Origin of the sequence: Streptomyces sp. NPDC015032, assembly GCF_043080425.1 — a bacterium.
Classification (GTDB): domain Bacteria; phylum Actinomycetota; class Actinomycetes; order Streptomycetales; family Streptomycetaceae; genus Streptomyces.
This window is the reverse complement of record NZ_JBIBVN010000003.1, coordinates 327032-345088: the sequence shown is the minus strand read 5'-3', so window position 1 is coordinate 345088 and position 18057 is coordinate 327032. Positions and strand designations below refer to the sequence as shown.

Sequence of the window (18057 nt, the reverse complement as noted above, 5' to 3'; positions counted from 1 at the left end):
GCGGATGACGGGCACCCGCCCCACCCGTCCGGCAGGCGGGGCGGGATCGGAGCACCGCTGACAGTGCCCAGGACTCGCCCGGCCACCGCCCCCGGGGAAGGCCCGGCGGGCGTCCGGCCCGCGCCTCCCCCCGGGCGGTCGTCAGTGCGGCTCGTCCGCCGCTTCCAGGACGAAGACCGGGATCTGCCGGTCGGTCTTGAGCTGGTAGTCGGCGTAGTCGGGGAACGCCTCGACCGCACGCTGCCACCACAGGGCCTTCTCCTCGCCCGTGACCTCACGGGCGTTCATGTCCTGGCGGACGGGGCCGTCCTGCAGCTCCACACGGGGGTCGGCCGCGATGTTGTGGTACCAGACGGGGTGCTTGGGGGCACCGCCCTGCGAGGCGACCACGGCGTACGTGCCGCGGTGCTCGACCCTCATGAGCGGGGTCTTGCGGATCTTGCCGCTCCTGGCACCACGGGTGGTCAGGATGATGACCGGCAGGCCCCGCATCGTGGTCCCCTCCGTACCGCCGGAGCCCTCGAACAGCTCGACCTGATCGCGGACCCACTGCGCGGGGCTCGGCTCATACTCGCCCTTGAGAGGCATGGCATCTGTCCCATCGTCGACATGCGGATACTCGGTGGCCCGACACACGGGCCTGCGGGCGTCGACGTGTCCGGCTGCGAGAACTCTTTCATCCTCGCGCCCGCCCGGGGCCCGGACGGATTTGCGTGTCACGGCGACCGCGGGACCGGGTCACGGGTGCGGCGGCCTCAGCCGCAGTTGCAGCATCGCCTCGAACCGCGCCTCCGGGTCGTCGAGGTCGATGCCTGCCACCACGGCCAGCCGCTTGAGCCGGTAGCGGAAGGTGTTGGGGTGGATGTGTACGGCGGCAGCGGCGGCGGCCACGTCGCCGAAGGTGCTCAGCCATGCCTCCAGTGTGTCCGTGAGGGCGGTGTGGTGCTGGGCGTCGTAGGCCCGCAGCCGGATGACCGGGCCGTCGGGGAGATCCTCCTCGGCGGCGATCCGGTCCGTCAGTTCCTCCAGCAGCGAGGCGGCGTAGACGTCCGACAGCCGGGCGGACCGTCGCTGCGAGCGGCCGGAGCCGAGGACCCGCAACGCCCGGTCCGCGTCGGCACGGGAGCGACGCAGCTCGGCCGGCCGGGCGGCGAGCCGGCCGATGCCGATGACGGCGGGCACCCGGCTGCCTATGCGCCCGAGGAACGCCTCGGCCACCCGTAGCGCCTGCTCGTCCGAACTCGTGGGCAGCACGGCGTAGGTGACACCCCCGAGCGAGGCCGCGGCGGTACGGGGATGGATGGCGGCCAGATGGAGGGCGAGTGCCTCGGCGATGCGGTGGCCCGCGGCCACCCGGTCGGGTGCCGACTGCTCACCGGTCACGGCGAGTGCCAGTACGCAGGCGGGCTGCGCGGACAGACCCAGCCGCACCGCGGCCTGCGGGGCATGCGTGCCGCCCTCCAGGACCGTGGCCAGCAGATCCGCCCGCAGCCGGCATTCGACGTCCTCGCCCGTGCGGTGGCGCAGCAGATGCAGGGCGGCCACCTTCGCCGCCTCGTGCAGGGCCTGCGTACGGTCCTCGCTCAGCGGTCCGTCGACCACGACCCAGATCGAGCCGAGGATCTCGCCGCCCGCGCGGACGGCGATCGCCACCCGGGGTTTGTCGGAGATGCCGGCCACATAGACGGGCTCCTCCTTGCGGTAGAGGGCCTGGAAGGCCCCGTGCTGCTCCAGGGCGCGCAGCTTCTCCGCGGGCACCTGCCGGTCGAGAATGGTCGCGATCCTGGCGTCGTCGCCCTCGTCCTGACGGCTGGAGAAGGCCAGCACCCGCCCGCCGCGGTCCTCCACGGTGACCGGCCCGTCGAGCAGCCCGGCCGTCGCGTTGGCCAGTGCGAACAGGTCGCCGGCGAGCGGCTCGGCGCCGTCGGCCTCGTCGGGGCCTCCCACCGTGCCCAGTTCGTCGGCCGCGAGCAGCGACCGCAGCAGCGTGGCCACCTGGGCCCAGGACGCGCCGGGAGTCAGGCCCAGGACCGTCACGCCCGTCCGTGCGGCCGCCACGGACACCGGTCCGTCCACCGGCACCGGAGACCGGACTATCACGGCCGCCGCGCCGAGCCCCGAGGCCCGGTCGACCAGGGCGGCCACCGGCTCGGCGCCGTACACGCCGACGCCGAGCACGACCGCTCCGGGCAGCCTGGCCGGTTCGTCCAGGGGGTCCTGGATGAGCACTCCGGTGACGGTACGAGCCGGGTCGGCTTCCCCGGCCACCACCTCGATCAACGTCGATCCCAGATCGTTGAGGATCCGGCCGAGCACGGCTCGCGGCTGCTCCGTCATCCTCACAAGGTAGGTGATCGGAGTTCGTCCACGGCCACGGCCGCCACCTGCCCGATCACCCGGTCCGCCCGGGGATCGCGCAGGCCGGGCCTGTCGGACCGGGTGAAGACGGCCACCGCCCAGCGTCCGACGCCGGGGTCCTCGATCACCCCGGCCTCGTTGCGCCAGCCCGGCAGCGTCCCGGTCTTGCCGGCGACGCGGTAGCTGTCGTCGAAGCCGGACGACAGCCGGTGCGGCCAGATCTGCCGGGACATCACGGCCCGTACCTCGGCGCAGGCTTCGGCGGGGCCCGCCTCGTCGCGCCAGATACCGGCCAGCAGTTCGGCGATGTCACGAGCCGTTCCCCGGGTGGTGCGTTCGGGGACGCACACCGACAGTTCCAGGGCCTTCCCCGGCTCCTGTGCGGCCAGTTCCGCCATCCTCTCGTGCGCCTCGGCCTCGGTGGTCACACCGAGATCGGCGAAGAGCGATCCGGTCAGGGCCCGACAGCCGCCGATCAAGCGGGTCCGTTCCCGGCCCAGTTCGGCGAGCATCCGGTTGACCGTGTCGAGTCCGACCCGGTCCAGCACGACATCGGTGGCGGCGTTGTCGCTCATCGTCATCATCATGTGGACCAGGTCGCGCAGGCTCATCTCGATCGCGTCGGCACAGCCGGAGGTGCCGATGCCGCCGTCACGGTAGTGCGGGTCCACCGCATGGCGCTCGGTCCTCCCCAGCCGTCCCGCCGCGGCCTCGCGGGCGTAGGCCAGTGCGACCGGAATCTTGAACACGGAGGCGAGGCAGACCGGTTCGTCCGCTTGGACGCCGATCGTGCGGTCGCCGTCGATCTCGCGGGCGAAGAAGAACCCCTGGACCCCGGCCTCGTCGAATGCCGCCCGGATCCGCGCCTGGGCGGTGCCGGGCCGGAGGGTCGTCATCGGCTGATCCATTCCGTCGATTCGGTCACCTCGGCCAGCTGCCCGGGGACCGGCGAGAGTCCGAGACCCGGGGCGCGGGGAACGTCGAGATGTCCGTCCTTCAGCACGAACGGTTCGGTGATGTCGGTCCGGTAGTACCGGTCGGAGGCCGAGGTGTCGCCGGGCAGCGTGAAGCCGGGCAGCGCGGCGAGAGCGACGTTGGCGGCCCCGGCCGAGGCCGGTCTCCAGCATCCCGCCGCACCAGACCGGCACGCCGTGCGCGGCGCACACGTCGTGGATCCGCCGGGCCTCCAGATAGCCGCCGACCCGCCCCGGCTTGATGTTGACGACCGAACAGGCACCCATCGCGATGGCATCGGCCGCCGAACGGGCGGAGACGATGGATTCGTCCAGGCAGATGGGGGTGCGCACCCGCTCGGCCAGGGCCGCATGGCCCCGGATGTCCTCCTCGTCCAGGGGCTGTTCGATCAGCAGCAGCCCGTACGGGTCGAGCCGGGCCAGCTGTGGGGCGTCGGCGAGGGTGTACGCGGTGTTGGCGTCCACCTGGAGGAGCACGTCGTCGCCGAAGCGTTCCCGGACCGCGCGCACGGGTTCCACGTCCCAGCCGGGCTCGATCTTCAGCTTGATCCTCAGATAGCCGTCGGACAGATAGCCCTCGACGGCGTCGAGGAGCGCGGGGATCGAGTCCATGATGCCGACCGACACCCCGGCCGGCACCCGTGCGGCCGTCGCCCCCAGCCACTGGCCCATCGACAGGTCATGGGCGCGCAGCCAGGCGTCCAGTACCGCGGTCTCCAGGGCGGCCTTGGCCATCCGGTGCCCCTTGAACGCCGCCAGTGCCGGGGCGACCGCCCAGGGGTCGAGCGCCGGCAGGGCGTCGAGCGCGGGCACGAGATACGTCCGCAGGACGTCCGCCGCACTCGCGGTGTACTCCGAGGAGTACAGCGGATCGGCCATGGTGACGCATTCGCCGTAGCCCTCGTGGTGCTCGGTCTCGACCCTGACCAGCAGGATCTCCCGGTTGGTCAGGGTGGCGAAGGAGGTCCGGAAGGGCGCGACCAGGGGCATCGCGATCCGGCGCAGTTCCACACCGACGAGCTTCATCCCTGCTTCTCCTGACGTTTGTCGATCACGTACCAGCCGTCCCGGGTGAATCCGGTGACGGTGTGCCCCTCGGCCATCAGGCCGCCGAGTACCTCGCGCAGTTCGTACCGCCACGCGCGGGCCAGGGGCGGGTCGGCGCGGCGCAGTGCCTCGATCTCCGCGGGGATCCGGACCAGGACGGTGTCCCCGTCCCGGCGCCCGACGGCGGGGCGGCCGTCGGGTTTGGCGTCCAGGCCGACCACGGCGTGCGCGCCCGCGCCGTCGACCGTGATGACGCGGGGCATGCCCGCGGCGGCCGCGACGGCGTGTTCACCAGCCAGTTCCCAGTGGACCAGCAGCCGGTCCGTCTCGGTCCCGGCGTTGACCTCGTCCTGCATCGCCCCGTAGAAGTCGGCCAGGTACTCGGTCGGCACCGCGCCCAGTTTGGCCAGGTTGAAATAGGCGTTGCGGCTGATCAGCGGGTCGAAGGTCCAGGTGACCGCGGTGATGCCACGGGCCAGGGCCCAGGCCCGCTGATGGAGTTTGACGGCGTAGCCGACATTGCGGCCCCGTACGGTGCCCTCCACCCCCGCGATGTGCGAGTGCAGTCCGGCGGTGGCCAGGAAACCCAGGCAGACACCGACCATCCGGCCGTCCTGGTGGATCCCGACGACGTAGCTGCCGGAGTGGGCGAAGACCCTCAGCAGTTCGGGGGTGATCAACGGGTTGCCGGGATCGGGCCGCCAGATCCGGTCCAGTACCCGGCAGGCCTCCTGCATCTCGTCCAGCCCGTGCAGCTCCGAGACGGTCACGCCGGCGCGGTGGGCGGCCAGTTCCGCGGCGGCGGCCGCCCGAGCCGCCTCGGTGCCGGTCACGGTCTCACCCGGTCGGGGGCGGCCGGCGGCTCGCGCACGAGCGAGGCCACCAGAGAGGCCACCAGCGCCGCGCGACGGGGCAGTTCGGCGACGAGCACGTGCTCGTCGTCCGCGTGCGCCCCGCCGCCGACGGCCCCGAGGCCGTCCAGGGTGGGCGTGCCCGCCCCGGCGGTGATGTTGCCGTCGGATCCGCCGCCGACCGCCACGCCGCGCAGGGTGCCGAAGCCCAGTTCCGCGTAGTGGTTCCGGGCGAGTCCGAACAGCTCCGCCGACGCGCTCGCCTGGAGCGGCGGCCGGTCCGGGCCGCCCGAGAGCTGGAGCGAGGCGCCCGTGAGGACCGGTGCGAGACCCCGCACGGCGTGGTCCACCCGGTCCTGTTCGGCGGCTGTCTCCACTCGTACGTCGACCAGCAGCCGGGCGGTGTCGGGCACCGTGTTGCGAGTGGTGCCGGAGGAGGCCACGGTCGGTGTCACCGTGGTGCCGGTCGCCGGATCGGCGAGGGCGGACAACGCGAGCACCTGGTGGGCGAGTTCGGTGGTCGTGTTGACGCCGCGGTGCGGTTCGAGTCCGGCGTGCGCCGCCCGTCCGCCGATGTTCAGCTCGTAGCCGGACACGCCCTTGCGCGCGGTCTTCAGGGCGCCGCCCTCGCTCGCCTCCAGGACGAGTACGGCCCGGGTGCGGCGGGCCTCGGCCTCGATCAGGGCGCGTGATGTCGGGGAGCCGATCTCCTCGTCGCCGGTGAGCAGGACCGACACCCCGTCCAGGTCGTCGAGGACCGACAGCGCGTGGAACAGCTGCACCACGCCCGCCTTCATGTCGAAGCAGCCGGGTCCGGTCAGCCGTCCCCCGGCCACCTCGAAGGGGTGGCCGGCCAGGGAGCCCACCGGCCACACCGTGTCGAAGTGGCCGAGCAGCAGCACCCGGTCGCCGGAGCCGAAGCGCCAGCGCAGCGCGGGCCGTCCCGAACCGTCGAGCCACTCGGGTGCCGAGCCGGTGAGCCGGGTACCGAGTCCGGCGACGAGCCGGGCGCAGTCGGCCACGGCGGCCAGGTCGTCACTGGGCGACTCCGCGCGGACCAGTGCCTCGATGTCGGCCAGCAGTACCGGCAGCCCGGCCTCCAGGGCGGTGGCGATCGTCACGTCAGCCCACCTTGGGGGTGGCGCGGCCGCCATGGTGGATGTACGGCGTGCCGTCGGCGAGTGTGTAGAACACGACCGGGACCCAGAGCTCGAACCCCGGCCGCTGCACGACGAACAGCCCGGGCTCGACCGGGTGCAACTCGTACTCCTGCTCCGTGTCGGGGGTCAGTTCGGCCAGCGGTCCGGTGATCCGGTCGAGCATCACCAGGCCGCCGTCCCGCTCCACGATCTCCACCCTGGTGGAGACCCGCTGGTACACCCCGACGTAGTCGGCGGGGTCCACCGCCACCGGTTCCGTCGCCGGTTCGAGCGTGGCGCGCATCGTGACCCCGGCCAGCTCCTGGGCGATCTCCCCGAACACGTCCCGGTAGAGGCTCATGGTGTCGCCGCCGTTGGTGAGCAGGCAGATCGCCAGGTCGGCGTCGGGCAGCACCCGCAGGTAGGCGCTCTGCCCGATCGTGCCGCCGTCGTGCCCGTACACCCGGTGTCCGTCCCAGGTGTCGAGGAACCAGCCCAGTCCCCAGGCCTGGGCCAGGAGGTACGGGTCGGGAAGCTCGACCTGCTTGGTCTGCATGGCGGTGACGCCCTCGGCCGAGAGGATCTTGATGCCGTCCTCGGTGACGCCGTTGTCGAGGTGCAGCCGGGCGAACCGCAGCACTTCGCGCGGCGTCGAGCAGATCAGTCCGGCCGGTCCCGCCGAACGCATCAGCCCCCACATCGGCGCCTGTACCGGCGGGTCCCCCAGGTGCCCTATGGCGGCGCGGAAGCGCAGGACCTCCTCGGGCAGGGTCGCGGTGTGCGTCAGGCCGAGCGGACGGAACAGGCGCTCGCGCATCAGCTCGTCCCACTGGACGCCGGTGACGACTTCCAGCACCCTGCCGAGCAGGGTGAAGCCCGCGTTGCAGTACGACATGGTGGCGCCGAGCGGGTGGTTGGGGGTGGAGTCGCCGAGGAGCGCGACATACTTCTCCAGGCAGTCGTCGCCCCGGCCGGTGTCGGTGAAGAGGTCGCCGTCGATACCGCTGGTGTGGTCGAGGAGGTGACGGATCGTCACGCCATTGGTCAGTTCCTCGTTGGCGAGCCGCAGTTCGGGGAGTACGGAGACGAGCGGCGCGTCCAGTTCGAGCAGGCCCTCGTCGACCAGGGCCATGGCGACCGTGGTGGTCCATACCTTGGTGATCGAGCCGATCTGGAAGAGGGTGTCGGTGGTGGTCTCGATCCCGGCCTCGGTGTTGGCCAGGCCGACGGCGGCCTCGGCGATCAGTTCACCGCGGTGCAGGATGGCGAGGCCGGCGCCGGGGACGGAGTGCCGGTCGGCCAGCTCGGCGAGTCGGGCGGTCCAGCGGGCGGACAGGTCGGTGGTGTCGGTCATGTTCGGCTCCCATTCCGTTTTCGTTCAGCGGTCTCGGCGGGTTCGGCGGATTTCGCGGTTTCAGCGGTCGGTGTGTGTCGTGACCCATTCGACCAGGCGACGGGCGTAGTCCTCCCGGTGCGAGGGCGGGCCGTCCAGGAGGAACAGGTGCGAGCTGCCGGGGTACATGACGAGCCGGGCCGGCACGTCCCGGGTGCGCAGCGCGTGGAACCACTGCTCGGCCTGACCGACCGGGCAGGTGTGGTCCGCGGCGCCGTGCAGGATCAGGGTGGGCGCGCGCACCGCGTCGGCATGGCTGAGCGGTGAGAGGGCCGTCAGCCGCTCCGGGTCGCCGATCTCGTGGTCGGCGATCATGTGTCCTTCCTCGGAGGTGCCCGCCATGCTCGTCAGGTCGACCAGGATGCCGCCCGGTACGACGGCGGCGAACAGGTCGCTGCGGGCGGAGAGCCAGCAGGTCAGATAGCCGCCGTAGCTGTAGCCGGTGAGCGCGATCCGCTCCGGGTCGACGAGCCCCTCGGCGACGAGGGTGGCGACCGGTTGCAGGACGTCCTGTTCGTCCGTCTCGCCCCAGGCGCCCACGGCCGCCGTGTAGAAGGCCTCGCCGTAGCCGTCGCTGGCGCGGACATTGAGCGTCAGGATCGTCCAGCCCCGCGAGGCCAGCTCCTGGTGGTAGAGGTGGACCGGGTCGGAGTGCGGGGCCCAGGCGTTGTGCGGGCCGCCGTGCACGTCCACCAGCAGCGGTCCTCCCTCGGGCGTCTGCGCGGCGCGGGTGATCATGCCGTGCACCACCGTCCCGTCCGTGAGGGTGAACTCGCGTTCGGTGACGGGGTGGAGGGCGACGTCGGGCAGCGACCGGGCCATGTGGCCGGTGAGCCGCTCGGGCCGGTGCCCGGCGGCCGGCTCGCCCGCTTCCGCGGATTCCCAGGCGTCCAGGTCGAGCAGGGCGATCTCGGCGAAGTCCGACGCGTCGGAGACCACCAGCGCCGCCCGCCCCGCCTTCGTGGCGACCGAGCAGCCGCCGACCCCGGTGCCGACGGGCAGCGGGGAGGCGCTGATTCCGGCCGCGTCCACCCGGTACAGGCGGGTGGCGCCCCGGTCGCGGGCGCAGAAGACGATGGCGTCGCCGTGGAACTGCGGCAAGGCGCCCGGGTAACCCGGTCCGCCCGGCAGGACATTGCGGTCGAGAGCGGCGCTGATGGAGACCGGCGCCGATCCGTCCAGCGGCTGGCGCAGCAGCTCCAGGTGACCGACGCCGAACACGGTCCGGCCGACGACGAGCAGTGCGGAACCGTCGGGGTACCAGCTCACCGGGCCGACGAGGCCGTCTGCCGGACCGATCCGGCGGGGCGCGGGCGCGTCTTCCCCGACCCCTACGACATGGGCGGCCGAGGGACCTAACACCGCCGCGTCCGGGCCGCTCTTCGCCGGGTAGGCGAGCTGGGTGCCGTCGGGCGACCAGGTGGGCGGTCCGACGTGCCGGTCGCCCCGGGTGAGCTGCCTGACCTCGCCCGATTCCACGTCCACCAGGAACAGCTGGGTCCGGACGGATCCGATCAGGCCCGCCCCGTCCGACTTCCAGCCGAGCGCGTCGATGACGACGGGGGCGGCGTCGTCGCGCCGGGTCTCGGGGGCCGCGTACGCGATCCGTGATCCGTCCGGGCTCCACACCGGTGTGCCGGCCCCCGCCGGGCACCGGGCGGGCGTGGTGAGCGCTGTGGCCTCTCCCCCGTCGGCCGGCAGCAGGTGCAGCTGCCCCTCGCGCAGGAACGCCAGTCGCGTCCCGTCCGGAGACCAGCGCGGCGCGGTGTCCGCGGGACCGTGGGTGAGCCGCCGGGCCGGGCCGCCCCCGTCGCGTACCTCCCAGATGGACCGGACGACACGGTCGTTCCCGGCGTCCTGGGTGGACAGCGTGTAGGCGACGCGTTCGCCGTCCGGGGAGAGTGCGGGATCACCGGGGATCTCGAACCGGTACAGGTCGTCGATCGTCAGCGGTCGGCTCATGATGCCTCCTCGGCGAGGGCAAGGGCGGGTACGCAGGAGATCAGGTTCCGGGTCGTCGGATGCTCCGGACGCTCCAGCACCCGTGCGGTGGGGCCGCATTCGACGAGGTGTCCGCCGTCCATCACGGCGACCTGGTCGGACAGGTAGCGGACGACCGCGAGGTTGTGGGAGATGAAGAGCATCGCGAAGCCCAGCTCGCGCTGGAGCCCGCGCAGCAGGTTGAGCACCGCGCCCTGGACGGAGACGTCCAGGGCCGAGGTGATCTCGTCCGCGATCAGCACGGCGGGCCGGGCGGCCAGGGCCCTGGCCAGGGCCACCCGTTGGCGCTGGCCCCCCGAGAGCGCGTCCGGGGTGAGCACGGCCCGCGCGGGGTCGATGCCGACGAGCTCCAGGTAGCGGGCCACCTCCGCACCGCGTGCGGCGCGGCGCTCGCGGGCCGGTGCCTCGCGCGAGCCGGCTTCGCGGGGCAGCGCTTCGGCGACCGACGCGCCGACGGTCATGCGCGGGTCCAGCGAGGCGTACGGGTTCTGGAACACCAGCTGCACCTGGCTGCGTCCGGGCCGTCGGCCGGCCTCGCTGCCGGCGACCAGTACCCGCCCGGAGTGCACCGGTGCCAGGCCGACGACGGCCTTGCCGAGAGTCGATTTGCCCGACCCGGACCCGCCGACCAGTCCGGTGACCGTTCCCTCCGGCACCATCAGGTCGACGTTCTGCACCGCGGTGAAGCGGCCGTAGCGCACGGTGATCGCGCGCAGCTCCAGTGAACTCATGACGTTGCCTCCGCTCCGTGCGACGTGGCTTCGACGGGGGTGCCGGCCGTCACCGCGTCCACCGGGTACCAGCAGGCGACCCTTCGGCCGGGCCCGAGGCCGGCCAGCACGGGAGCCTCGCCGTGGCAGCGTTCCCGGGCGCGTTCGCAACGCGGTGCGAAGGGGCATCCCGGGCCGCTCTCCCCCGGTTCCGGGGGCCGGCCGGGGATGGTCGCCAGTTCCGTGCCGGGATCCGTGGTCATGGTCGGGACGGCCCCCACCAGCGCCCGGGTGTACGGGTGGGCCGCGCCACCGGCCAGTTGGGCGACCGGGAGGTCCTCGACGATCAGGCCGCCGTACATCACGAGGACCCGTTCGCAGACCTGCGCGACGACGGCGAGGTCGTGGGAGATCAGCAGCAGTGCGGCGCCGGATTCCTCGCGCACCTCGGCGAGCAGGTCGAGCACCTGCTGCTGGACGGCCACGTCGAGCGCCGTGGTCGGCTCGTCGGCAATGATCAGCTTCGGCTCCCCCATCAGGCCCATCGCGATGACGGCCCGCTGTCGCATCCCGCCGGAGTACTCGTGCGGCCGCTGCCGGGCACGCCGTTCCGGCGTGGGGATACGGACGGCGCGGAGCCGGTCTACGGCGCGATCGGTGGCCTGTGCGCGGCTCGCCCCGAGGTGCACCTCGGCCACTTCGGCGAGTTGACGGCCCACGCGCAGGGCCGGGTTGAGCGAGGCCATCGGATCCTGGAAGACCATGGCCAGTTCGGTGCCCAGGGGCGGATCCGCCCGCAGGTCGCGGCCGTCGAAGCGGAGCGCCGCCGCGGAGACCTGTCCCCGGTGCGGGACCAGATCCGCCAGGGCCAGCGCGCTCAGGCTCTTGCCGGAACCCGATTCGCCGACCAGTCCGACGGCCTCGCCCGTCGCGATGTCCAGCGAGATTCCGCGTACGGCCTGCCGCCCGCCGGCGAACGTCACCCTCAGGTCGCGTGCCCGGACCAGGGCCCGGCCGTCGTCGACGGCGGCCGTTTCGTCCTGCGTACGCGTCCGCTCCGGCGGCGTCTGCTCCGGTGCCTGTGGCGCCCGTCGGCCACCGGCCTGCGCGAGCACCTCACCGACCAGCCCGAACATCAGCCCCGTCAGGACCACGGCGATGCCGGGCGCCAGTGCCGCCGCCGGATTCACGTAGATCCGGTTCAACTGCTCGTTGAGCAGCCGCCCCCAGTCGTATTCGGGCGGCTGTACGCCCAGCCCGAGGAACGAGAGGCCGGAGAAGGCGACGAGGATGCTGCCCGCGGCCTGGGTGGCGAACAGGACCGACGGCTCGGCGATGTTGGGGAGCAGATGACGTACCACCAGCTTGAACCGGCCCACGCCGAGGATCCGGGCCGCGGCGACATAGTCGGAGCCCGCGATCGACGCCGTCAGGTTCTGCACCAGCCGTGCCATGGGCGGGACCATGGCCAGTCCCACGGCGAACACCGCCCCGGTGCTTCCCACGCCGAAGATCGTGGCGAGAAAGAGCAGGAACAGCAGACCGGGAAAGGCGACGAGTACACCGACGGTCGCGGTGATGAACCGGCCGAGGCGTCGGCCCACCACCGACGGCGCCACACCGAGCAGCAGTCCGCCGCTGACCCCGATCAGGGCGGCCAGCAGGGTCAGTCGCAGGGTCAGCCGGGTCGCGACCACCACTCGCGCGGCGATGTCGCGGCCGAGCTGGTCGGTGCCCAGCAGGTGGGCGGCGCTGCTGCCCTGGTTGATCGCGTCCGTGTCGACCCGCGCGGCCTGATCGCCGAGCAGAACCGGCCCGAACACGGCGACCAGTGCCACCAGCAGGCATGCGGTCAGCGCGGCGATGCCGATCGGCGTCCTGAGCGTACGCCCGAGACGGTGCCGGAGCGAGGCATCCTGTTTCTGATGAGACATCGTCAACTCCCGCGGACGGTGGACTGGGGGTCGGCGACGGCCACGGCCACGTCGACGGCGAAAGTGATCAGCAGTGCGGCCGCTCCGTAGACCAGTACGACGCCCTGGACCAGGGGATAGTCCTTCTCGGTGATCGCCTGGACGATCGTCGTGCCGAGGCCGGGCCAGGCGAAGACGTTCTCGACCAGTACGGTGCCGGCGAGCAGCGAACTGAACAGCAGGCCGCCCAGGGTGAGCGAGGAGGTCAGCAGGTTGGGCAGCGCATGACGCAGATAGCGCAGCCGGGCCGGGAGCCGCTTCGCCCGCGCGGTCCGCATGTAGTCCTCGCCCAGCACCCGCAGGGTCTCCACCCGCACGATGCGCGACAGGGTCGCCGCCGGGACGATGGTGAGCGCCAGCACCGGCAGTACGTAGGAGTCCAGCCCGCCCCGCGACGCCACCGGGAAGACTGGCCATGCCACGGCGAACGCCGCGATCAGGCCGACCGCCAGCAGGAACTCGGGCACCGCGCCCAGGAATCCGGTGACGCCGGTGAAGGCGAGCTCGCCGCGCCGTCTGCGTCCGTCCTTGGTCAGCACGGCGGCCGTCATCCCGACCGGGATGGCGAGCAGCAGGATCAGCACGAAGGCGGGGACGGCGATCTGCAGGGTCGCCGGGAGCCGGCTGGAGATGATCTCGGAGACGGGCATCTGGGCGCCGATCGAGTCACCGAGCCGCCCCTGGAAAAGATGGCCGACGAAATCGCCGTACTGCTTCAGCAACGGCTGGTCCAGGCCGAGCGAGTGTCTACGGGCGGCGATCAGCGCCGGGTCGGCGGCGGTGCCGAGCGACGCCCTCACCGGGTCGCCCGGGATCAGATGGATCATCGCGAACGCGGCCGTGACCAGCGCCGCCAGCGACACCACCAGCCGCCAGGTGCGGCGCAGGGCGAATCCGGCCCAGGGACTGCGGACCGTCGCCCCCAGGGAGTTCAGGGTGATCGTCGCCATCAGCCGGCGCTCCGCCGCAGCGTGCTGGGGATGATGCCGGCGCCGTCCACCTGGAAGGTGATGCCCTTTCCGTAGTAACGGATGGGCCTGCTGACGATCGGCACGATGTCGACGTGCTTGACCAGGGCGGCATCGGCCGCCTCCCAGAGGGCACAGCCCGAGGCACCGGGCTTTGCCGAGGCCTGCGCGGCGAGGCGGTGGTAGTCGGAGTTGTCGATGGAGCCGAAGTTGTTGCCCTTCGGCGGCGGCGGCCCGTCGTAGAACTGGGTCAGCTGGTCCGGGAGCGTGACTCCGATGGGCGCCCAGGCGATGTCCCAGTCGCCGCCGCTGAGGGTGCTGAGGATGCTCGATGAGCCGGTGGGTCTGGCGGACGCCTTCACGCCGAAGGACGTCCACTGCTGTACGGCGAGTTCGACCGCCGAGGCCACCTGTGGGCCCTGATTGGCCGGGTGGCTGAGCCCGACGGTGAGCGGTTTGCCGTCCTTGGTCCAGGTGCCGCCGCTCTTCGACCAGCCGGCCGCGGTGAGTGCGGTGGCGGCCTGCGCGGTGTCATGGGCGGGCAGGTTCCCGGTCACCGTGTCGCCGGCACAGGGGGTGGGGGCGGTCTCGCCGATGCCGGTGGCGGGCTTGCCCTTCCCGCCGGTGGCGACGTTCGCGAGCTGCTTCAGGTCCAGTACGGAGACCAGTGCCTTGCGTACGGCCGGGTCTGCGGTCGGACGGCCGGCGGCCTGGTTGAACAACAACTGCCCGGACAGCGCCTCGAAGCTCTCGTTCTTCACCTCGGCCGCGTCCAGCCGGTCCTGATCGGCGCCGTTGATCACGGCCCCGTTGATCTGCCCGGCCATCAGGAGGTTGGCCGCGGTGGACTCGTTGGCGACCACCTTGAAGACGAGCTTGCCGGGGAGGTCCGCGGCGTGGGCCCCGCCGGGCCCCCAGGTGTACTTCTCCCGTTTGACGTACGTGTAGTGGTCGCCCGGAACCGCTTCGGTCAGCCGGTACGGTCCGCTCGCGGCAGTGGCCTTGGCCAGCGCGGCCGGTGCCGCCAGGCTCTTCTTGCAGAGCAGCGGCAGCAGCCGGGACATCTCCACGATGAACGGCGCGGGCTTCGTCGTGGTGACGGTGACGGTCCGGCTCGCCTTGTCGGCCTTCGCCACGGCGGTGACGGGGACGGAGAGCCCGAGCAACGGTGACTGGTTCTTCGGGTCGGCGATGTAGTTGTACTGGGCGGCCACGTCATCCGCGGTGAGCGGCGATCCGTCCTCGCAGGTCACCCCGGGTCGGATGGTGAACTGCGCGGAGGTGGCCGTGGCGGACCATTTCTCGGCCACACCGGAAACGATCTTGCCGTCGGCCGGGACGTGCACGAGCGTGTCGTACGCGAAGGAGTTCATCGACAGTGCGGTGCTGGCCAGCGCCGTCGTGGGGCTGAGGGTGCCCGGATCGGCGGCCACGGCGAACACCACCGCCGACCCGCCGGCGCCGTCGGCGGCCGACCCGCCACCGCACGCCGCCGCGGTGGCGGCCACGCCCAGCACCGTCGCCATCGCGGCCGCAGACCGGGTCCTGCGCGTCGTTCTGGTTCTCGTCTCCGAGCCTGCGGTGCTGGCCATGGTCACCTCCGAGGGAGCGGCACGCCGCCGCCGAGTGAGGGAACCTTAGGCAGCCGTGCACCGGGGCCGAGTGGTGGCGCCGCACGAAAAACCGCCTCGCCGAATGTGCGCCACAACGAAGACGAACACCGGGGTGCGAGGGCATGAACAGCCGGATCCGGCGCGGCGAAAATCCGTTCGCGGCGGAACCGGGTGCCTGACAGCCTGTGCCGCATGACTGCCCAGCACCAAGTGCGCGCCCATTACGACGCCCGGACGATCGTGGTCTACCAGGCCTATTCACCCGCGGTCGCCGACCCGTCCCTGCGGGCGAAACGCTTCGTGACGCCGTTCTCGTTCAACCGGATGACCTGGATCAAACCGTCGTTCCTGTGGCTCATGCACCGGAGCAACTGGGCGCAGAAGCCGGGGCAGGAACGCATCCTGGCGGTACGGATCACCCGTGCCGGATGGGAGGAGGCGCTCTCGCGGGCCGTGCTGACGACGGCCGACCCGGCGGACATCGACCGGGCCCCCGTACACGTCCAGTGGGATCCCGAACGCTCGCTGCGCGGGGCGGCCCTCAATCACTACAGCATCCAGGTCGGGGTCGGACGCGGGCTGATCCGCACCTTCGCGGAGGACTGGGTCGTCGACCTCACCGACGTCACCCCGCAGGTCCGCAGGATCTCGGCACTCAAGCAGAGCGGCCGGTCCGCCCAGGCCCAGCGGCTGCTGCCGGCCGAGCGGATCTACCCGGTTCCGTCGGCCATCGCGAAGAATCTCCTCGTCGACGGATGAGCGCCGGCCGCGACGACCGGTGACCGGGAGGGCCGCTACAACGGCGATGACAGCTGCAACGGCGGCTCGGCGAGGAGTTCCAGCAGCCAGCGGGCGCTCTCCTCGTCGCCCGCCGTGCCCGCGGCGTCGGGCGTACCGGGGAAGAGGCGCCCCCAGGAGACGGCCCGGCCGATCGCTCCCAGCCGCCACGCCAGACGCACCGCGCGCCGCAGTTCCGCCTTCGTCCGGCCGTTCCCCTCCCACGGCTCCAGATAGGCGTCCCGCAGCCGGGGCAGTACCTCGGGCCCGAACCGCTCCCGGGCCTGACGGGCAGGAACCAGAAAGCTGCAGAAGGGATGGGCGACGGCGGCGTCGCCCCAGTCGAAGAAAGTGAAACGGCCCGGCTCGGGCGCGAAGAGCTGACCGTCATGCAGATCGGAGTGGTCGAGCGTATCGGCGATGCCCGCACCCGCGAGCTCCTCGCACCACTGTGCGAGGCGTGGCCGGAGCCCGCGCAACGCCCTGAGCCCGGCGGGCTCCAGAGCGGTGTTCCCGTCCACCGCCCGGTCGAAGGTACCGGGGAGCGCGGCCGTGCGGGCGCCGGGGACACCGAGCTGTTCGATCTGCCCGGTGTACGGCAGGAGTGCGCGTTGCATTCCGGCGTACTGGCGCAGCGGCTCCTCCCAGGCATGGGGATCGGCCGGGCCACGGGCGGAGTCGAGTACGTCTCTGAAGAGCGCACCGCCGTCCGGGAGCAGCGACCAGCCGCGGCCGGCGTCGACGGCGAGGGGCTTCAACACGTACGCGGGCACCCAGCGGGACAACGCCTCGGTCAGGCCCGCCTCGAAGGCGCTGGCGGGCGGGTTGGCCTTGAACCAGACGGCGTCGCGTCCCTCGACGGAGATCCGGACCAGCACGGACCACGGCCGGAGTCTCACCTTCCGTGGCCCTGTTTCACGCAGTCCGTGAGCGACGAGCCCGCGCTCCACCCATCCGAGTGCTTCCTCCCGCCAGGGTTCCCGCTCCCAGGGCGTCACCGCGTTCGGGTACCGCCCCCGGTCCACCATGTCCGGCGCGTCACGTTGCATCGCGCCATCACATCACCGTGTGCGGCCAACCTCCACCTCATTGATGCGGCACGTGCGACGACGATGTCGCCGCTCCCGGCGGTCAACGGCCCACGCGACCAGCCTCGTAGTACGCCTCGGCCCCGGAGCCGGCTTCTCCGGAGACAGCCCGTCGGCCCCCACCGGGCGGTCGGGCCGGTGACCCACCGCATGTCGGGCGTCCACCACGCCGGACGGCTGTCGACCGATCTGCCCGCGACTCCTGGCCCGGTCGAGCGCCTCCGGCAGAAGGCCCACCCCCCTTCGCGCTCTCGGTGGTGATCAATACCTCGGGCAAGCACGGATGACATATGTGAAGATCTGGCCATGAGTACATCATCGGAGTCGCCGGCCGACAGGCTTCAGACGGACCGGCCGCACTCGGCACGCGTGTGGAACTACCTGCTGGGCGGCAAGGACAACTACACCGTCGACCATCAGATGGGCGACATGATCCTCCAGATGTTTCCGGACTTCGTCGACATCGCCCGTCTTCAGCGGGCCTTCCTGGCCCGCGCCGTACGCTTCCTGGCCGCGGAGGCGGGCATCCGTCAATTCCTCGACATAGGCACGGGCCTGCCCACGGCCGACAACACGCACGAGGTCGCCCAGCGGGTGGCCCCGGAGTCGAGAATCGTGTACGTCGACAACGACCCGCTCGTCCTGACCCATGCCCGTGCCCTGCTCACCAGCACCCCCGAGGGCGCGTGCGCGTACATCGACGCCGATGTGAGGGACGCCGACGCGATCCTTGCCGAGGCCGCCAGGACGCTGGACTTCAGTCGGCCCGTCGGGCTGACCATGCTGGGGATCATGGGCCAACTCCCCGATGAGGACGACCCGTGGGCGCTCGTCGACCAGCTGCTGGACGCACTCCCCTCAGGAAGCTATCTGGCCCTCAGCGACGGCACGAACACAAGTGACGTGCTGAACCTGGCCGTTGCCTCCTACAACGCCAATTCGGCCAGCTCGTACCATCTGCGCAGCCCGGAACGGATTGCCGACTTCTTCCACGGCCTGGAGCTCGTGGAGCCGGGCGTCGTCAGGACGTCGGCCTGGCGCCCCGACCCCGCCCAGAACCCGGCGGACGCCCGGCAGGGTCACGCGGTGAGCGGCGTCGGTCTCAAGGTCTGAAACGCCGGGTCCTCCAGACGCCGAGGCCATGTGGTCCATGACCTCGGCTCCG

Annotated in this window: 14 protein-coding genes and 1 pseudogene; 2 read left to right on the top strand and 13 right to left on the bottom strand. The window is 71.9% G+C overall.

Annotated elements, in window-relative coordinates; all coding sequences use genetic code 11:
* Window positions 1–141: 141 nt before the first annotated feature.
* The 12 genes and pseudogenes from ACF08M_RS07355 to ACF08M_RS07300 form a co-directional block, all read right to left on the bottom strand.
* The gene (locus ACF08M_RS07355; protein WP_392184266.1) at window positions 142–588 is read right to left on the bottom strand and encodes a nitroreductase family deazaflavin-dependent oxidoreductase; all 447 of its coding nucleotides are present in this window, start codon (window positions 586–588) and stop codon (window positions 142–144) included.
* Window positions 589–738: 150 nt separating this feature from the next.
* On the bottom strand, window positions 739–2337 hold the full coding sequence (locus tag ACF08M_RS07350) for a PucR family transcriptional regulator (RefSeq protein WP_392184265.1): 1599 nt from the start codon (window positions 2335–2337) through the stop codon (window positions 739–741).
* Between the two features lie 2 nt (window positions 2338–2339).
* On the bottom strand, window positions 2340–3254 hold the full coding sequence (locus ACF08M_RS07345) for a serine hydrolase (protein ID WP_392184264.1): 915 nt from the start codon (window positions 3252–3254) through the stop codon (window positions 2340–2342).
* Window positions 3251–4358 (bottom strand): annotated as a pseudogene (menC, locus tag ACF08M_RS07340) (o-succinylbenzoate synthase). Before menC ends, ACF08M_RS07345 begins: the two are co-directional and overlap by 4 nt.
* Window positions 4355–5212 carry a GNAT family N-acetyltransferase gene (locus tag ACF08M_RS07335; protein WP_392184263.1) on the bottom strand — a complete coding sequence of 286 codons (858 nt, stop codon included), beginning with the start codon at window positions 5210–5212 and terminating at the stop codon, window positions 4355–4357. Before ACF08M_RS07335 ends, menC begins: the two are co-directional and overlap by 4 nt.
* Window positions 5209–6351, bottom strand: coding sequence for a M20 family metallopeptidase (locus ACF08M_RS07330; RefSeq protein WP_392184262.1), 1143 nt, complete (start codon window positions 6349–6351; stop codon window positions 5209–5211). The genes ACF08M_RS07335 and ACF08M_RS07330 overlap by 4 nt, the downstream gene beginning before the upstream one ends.
* A gap of 1 nt (window position 6352) precedes the next feature.
* A complete protein-coding gene (locus ACF08M_RS07325; protein ID WP_392184261.1) occupies window positions 6353–7723 on the bottom strand; it encodes a serine hydrolase domain-containing protein in 1371 nt (456 codons plus the stop codon).
* 60 nt (window positions 7724–7783) lie between these two features.
* Entirely contained in the window at window positions 7784–9724 is a 1941-nt protein-coding gene (locus tag ACF08M_RS07320; RefSeq protein WP_392184260.1) for a S9 family peptidase, read from the bottom strand.
* Window positions 9721–10494, bottom strand: coding sequence for an ABC transporter ATP-binding protein (locus tag ACF08M_RS07315; protein WP_392184259.1), 774 nt, complete (start codon window positions 10492–10494; stop codon window positions 9721–9723). Before ACF08M_RS07315 ends, ACF08M_RS07320 begins: the two co-directional genes overlap by 4 nt.
* A complete protein-coding gene (locus tag ACF08M_RS07310) occupies window positions 10491–12407 on the bottom strand; it encodes a dipeptide/oligopeptide/nickel ABC transporter permease/ATP-binding protein (protein ID WP_392184258.1) in 1917 nt (638 codons plus the stop codon). The genes ACF08M_RS07315 and ACF08M_RS07310 overlap by 4 nt, the downstream gene beginning before the upstream one ends.
* A 2-nt stretch (window positions 12408–12409) precedes the next feature.
* A complete protein-coding gene (locus ACF08M_RS07305) occupies window positions 12410–13396 on the bottom strand; it encodes an ABC transporter permease (RefSeq protein ID WP_392184257.1) in 987 nt (328 codons plus the stop codon).
* Entirely contained in the window at window positions 13396–15006 is a 1611-nt protein-coding gene (locus ACF08M_RS07300) for an ABC transporter substrate-binding protein (protein WP_392184256.1), read from the bottom strand. The genes ACF08M_RS07305 and ACF08M_RS07300 overlap by 1 nt, the downstream gene beginning before the upstream one ends.
* A 213-nt stretch (window positions 15007–15219) precedes the next feature.
* Here ACF08M_RS07300 and ACF08M_RS07295 point away from each other — a divergent pair, with 213 nt between their 5' ends.
* Window positions 15220–15786, top strand: coding sequence for a DUF4291 domain-containing protein (locus ACF08M_RS07295; RefSeq protein WP_392184255.1), 567 nt, complete (start codon window positions 15220–15222; stop codon window positions 15784–15786).
* Window positions 15787–15821: 35 nt separating this feature from the next.
* Here ACF08M_RS07295 and ACF08M_RS07290 read toward each other — a convergent pair whose 3' ends face one another.
* A complete protein-coding gene (locus ACF08M_RS07290; protein WP_392184254.1) occupies window positions 15822–16853 on the bottom strand; it encodes a phosphotransferase in 1032 nt (343 codons plus the stop codon).
* Window positions 16854–17198: 345 nt separating this feature from the next.
* Here ACF08M_RS07290 and ACF08M_RS07285 point away from each other — a divergent pair, with 345 nt between their 5' ends.
* Complete coding sequence (locus ACF08M_RS07285; RefSeq protein WP_392184253.1) at window positions 17199–18005, top strand: SAM-dependent methyltransferase; 807 nt, start codon at window positions 17199–17201, stop codon at window positions 18003–18005.
* Window positions 18006–18057: the final 52 nt, after the last annotated feature.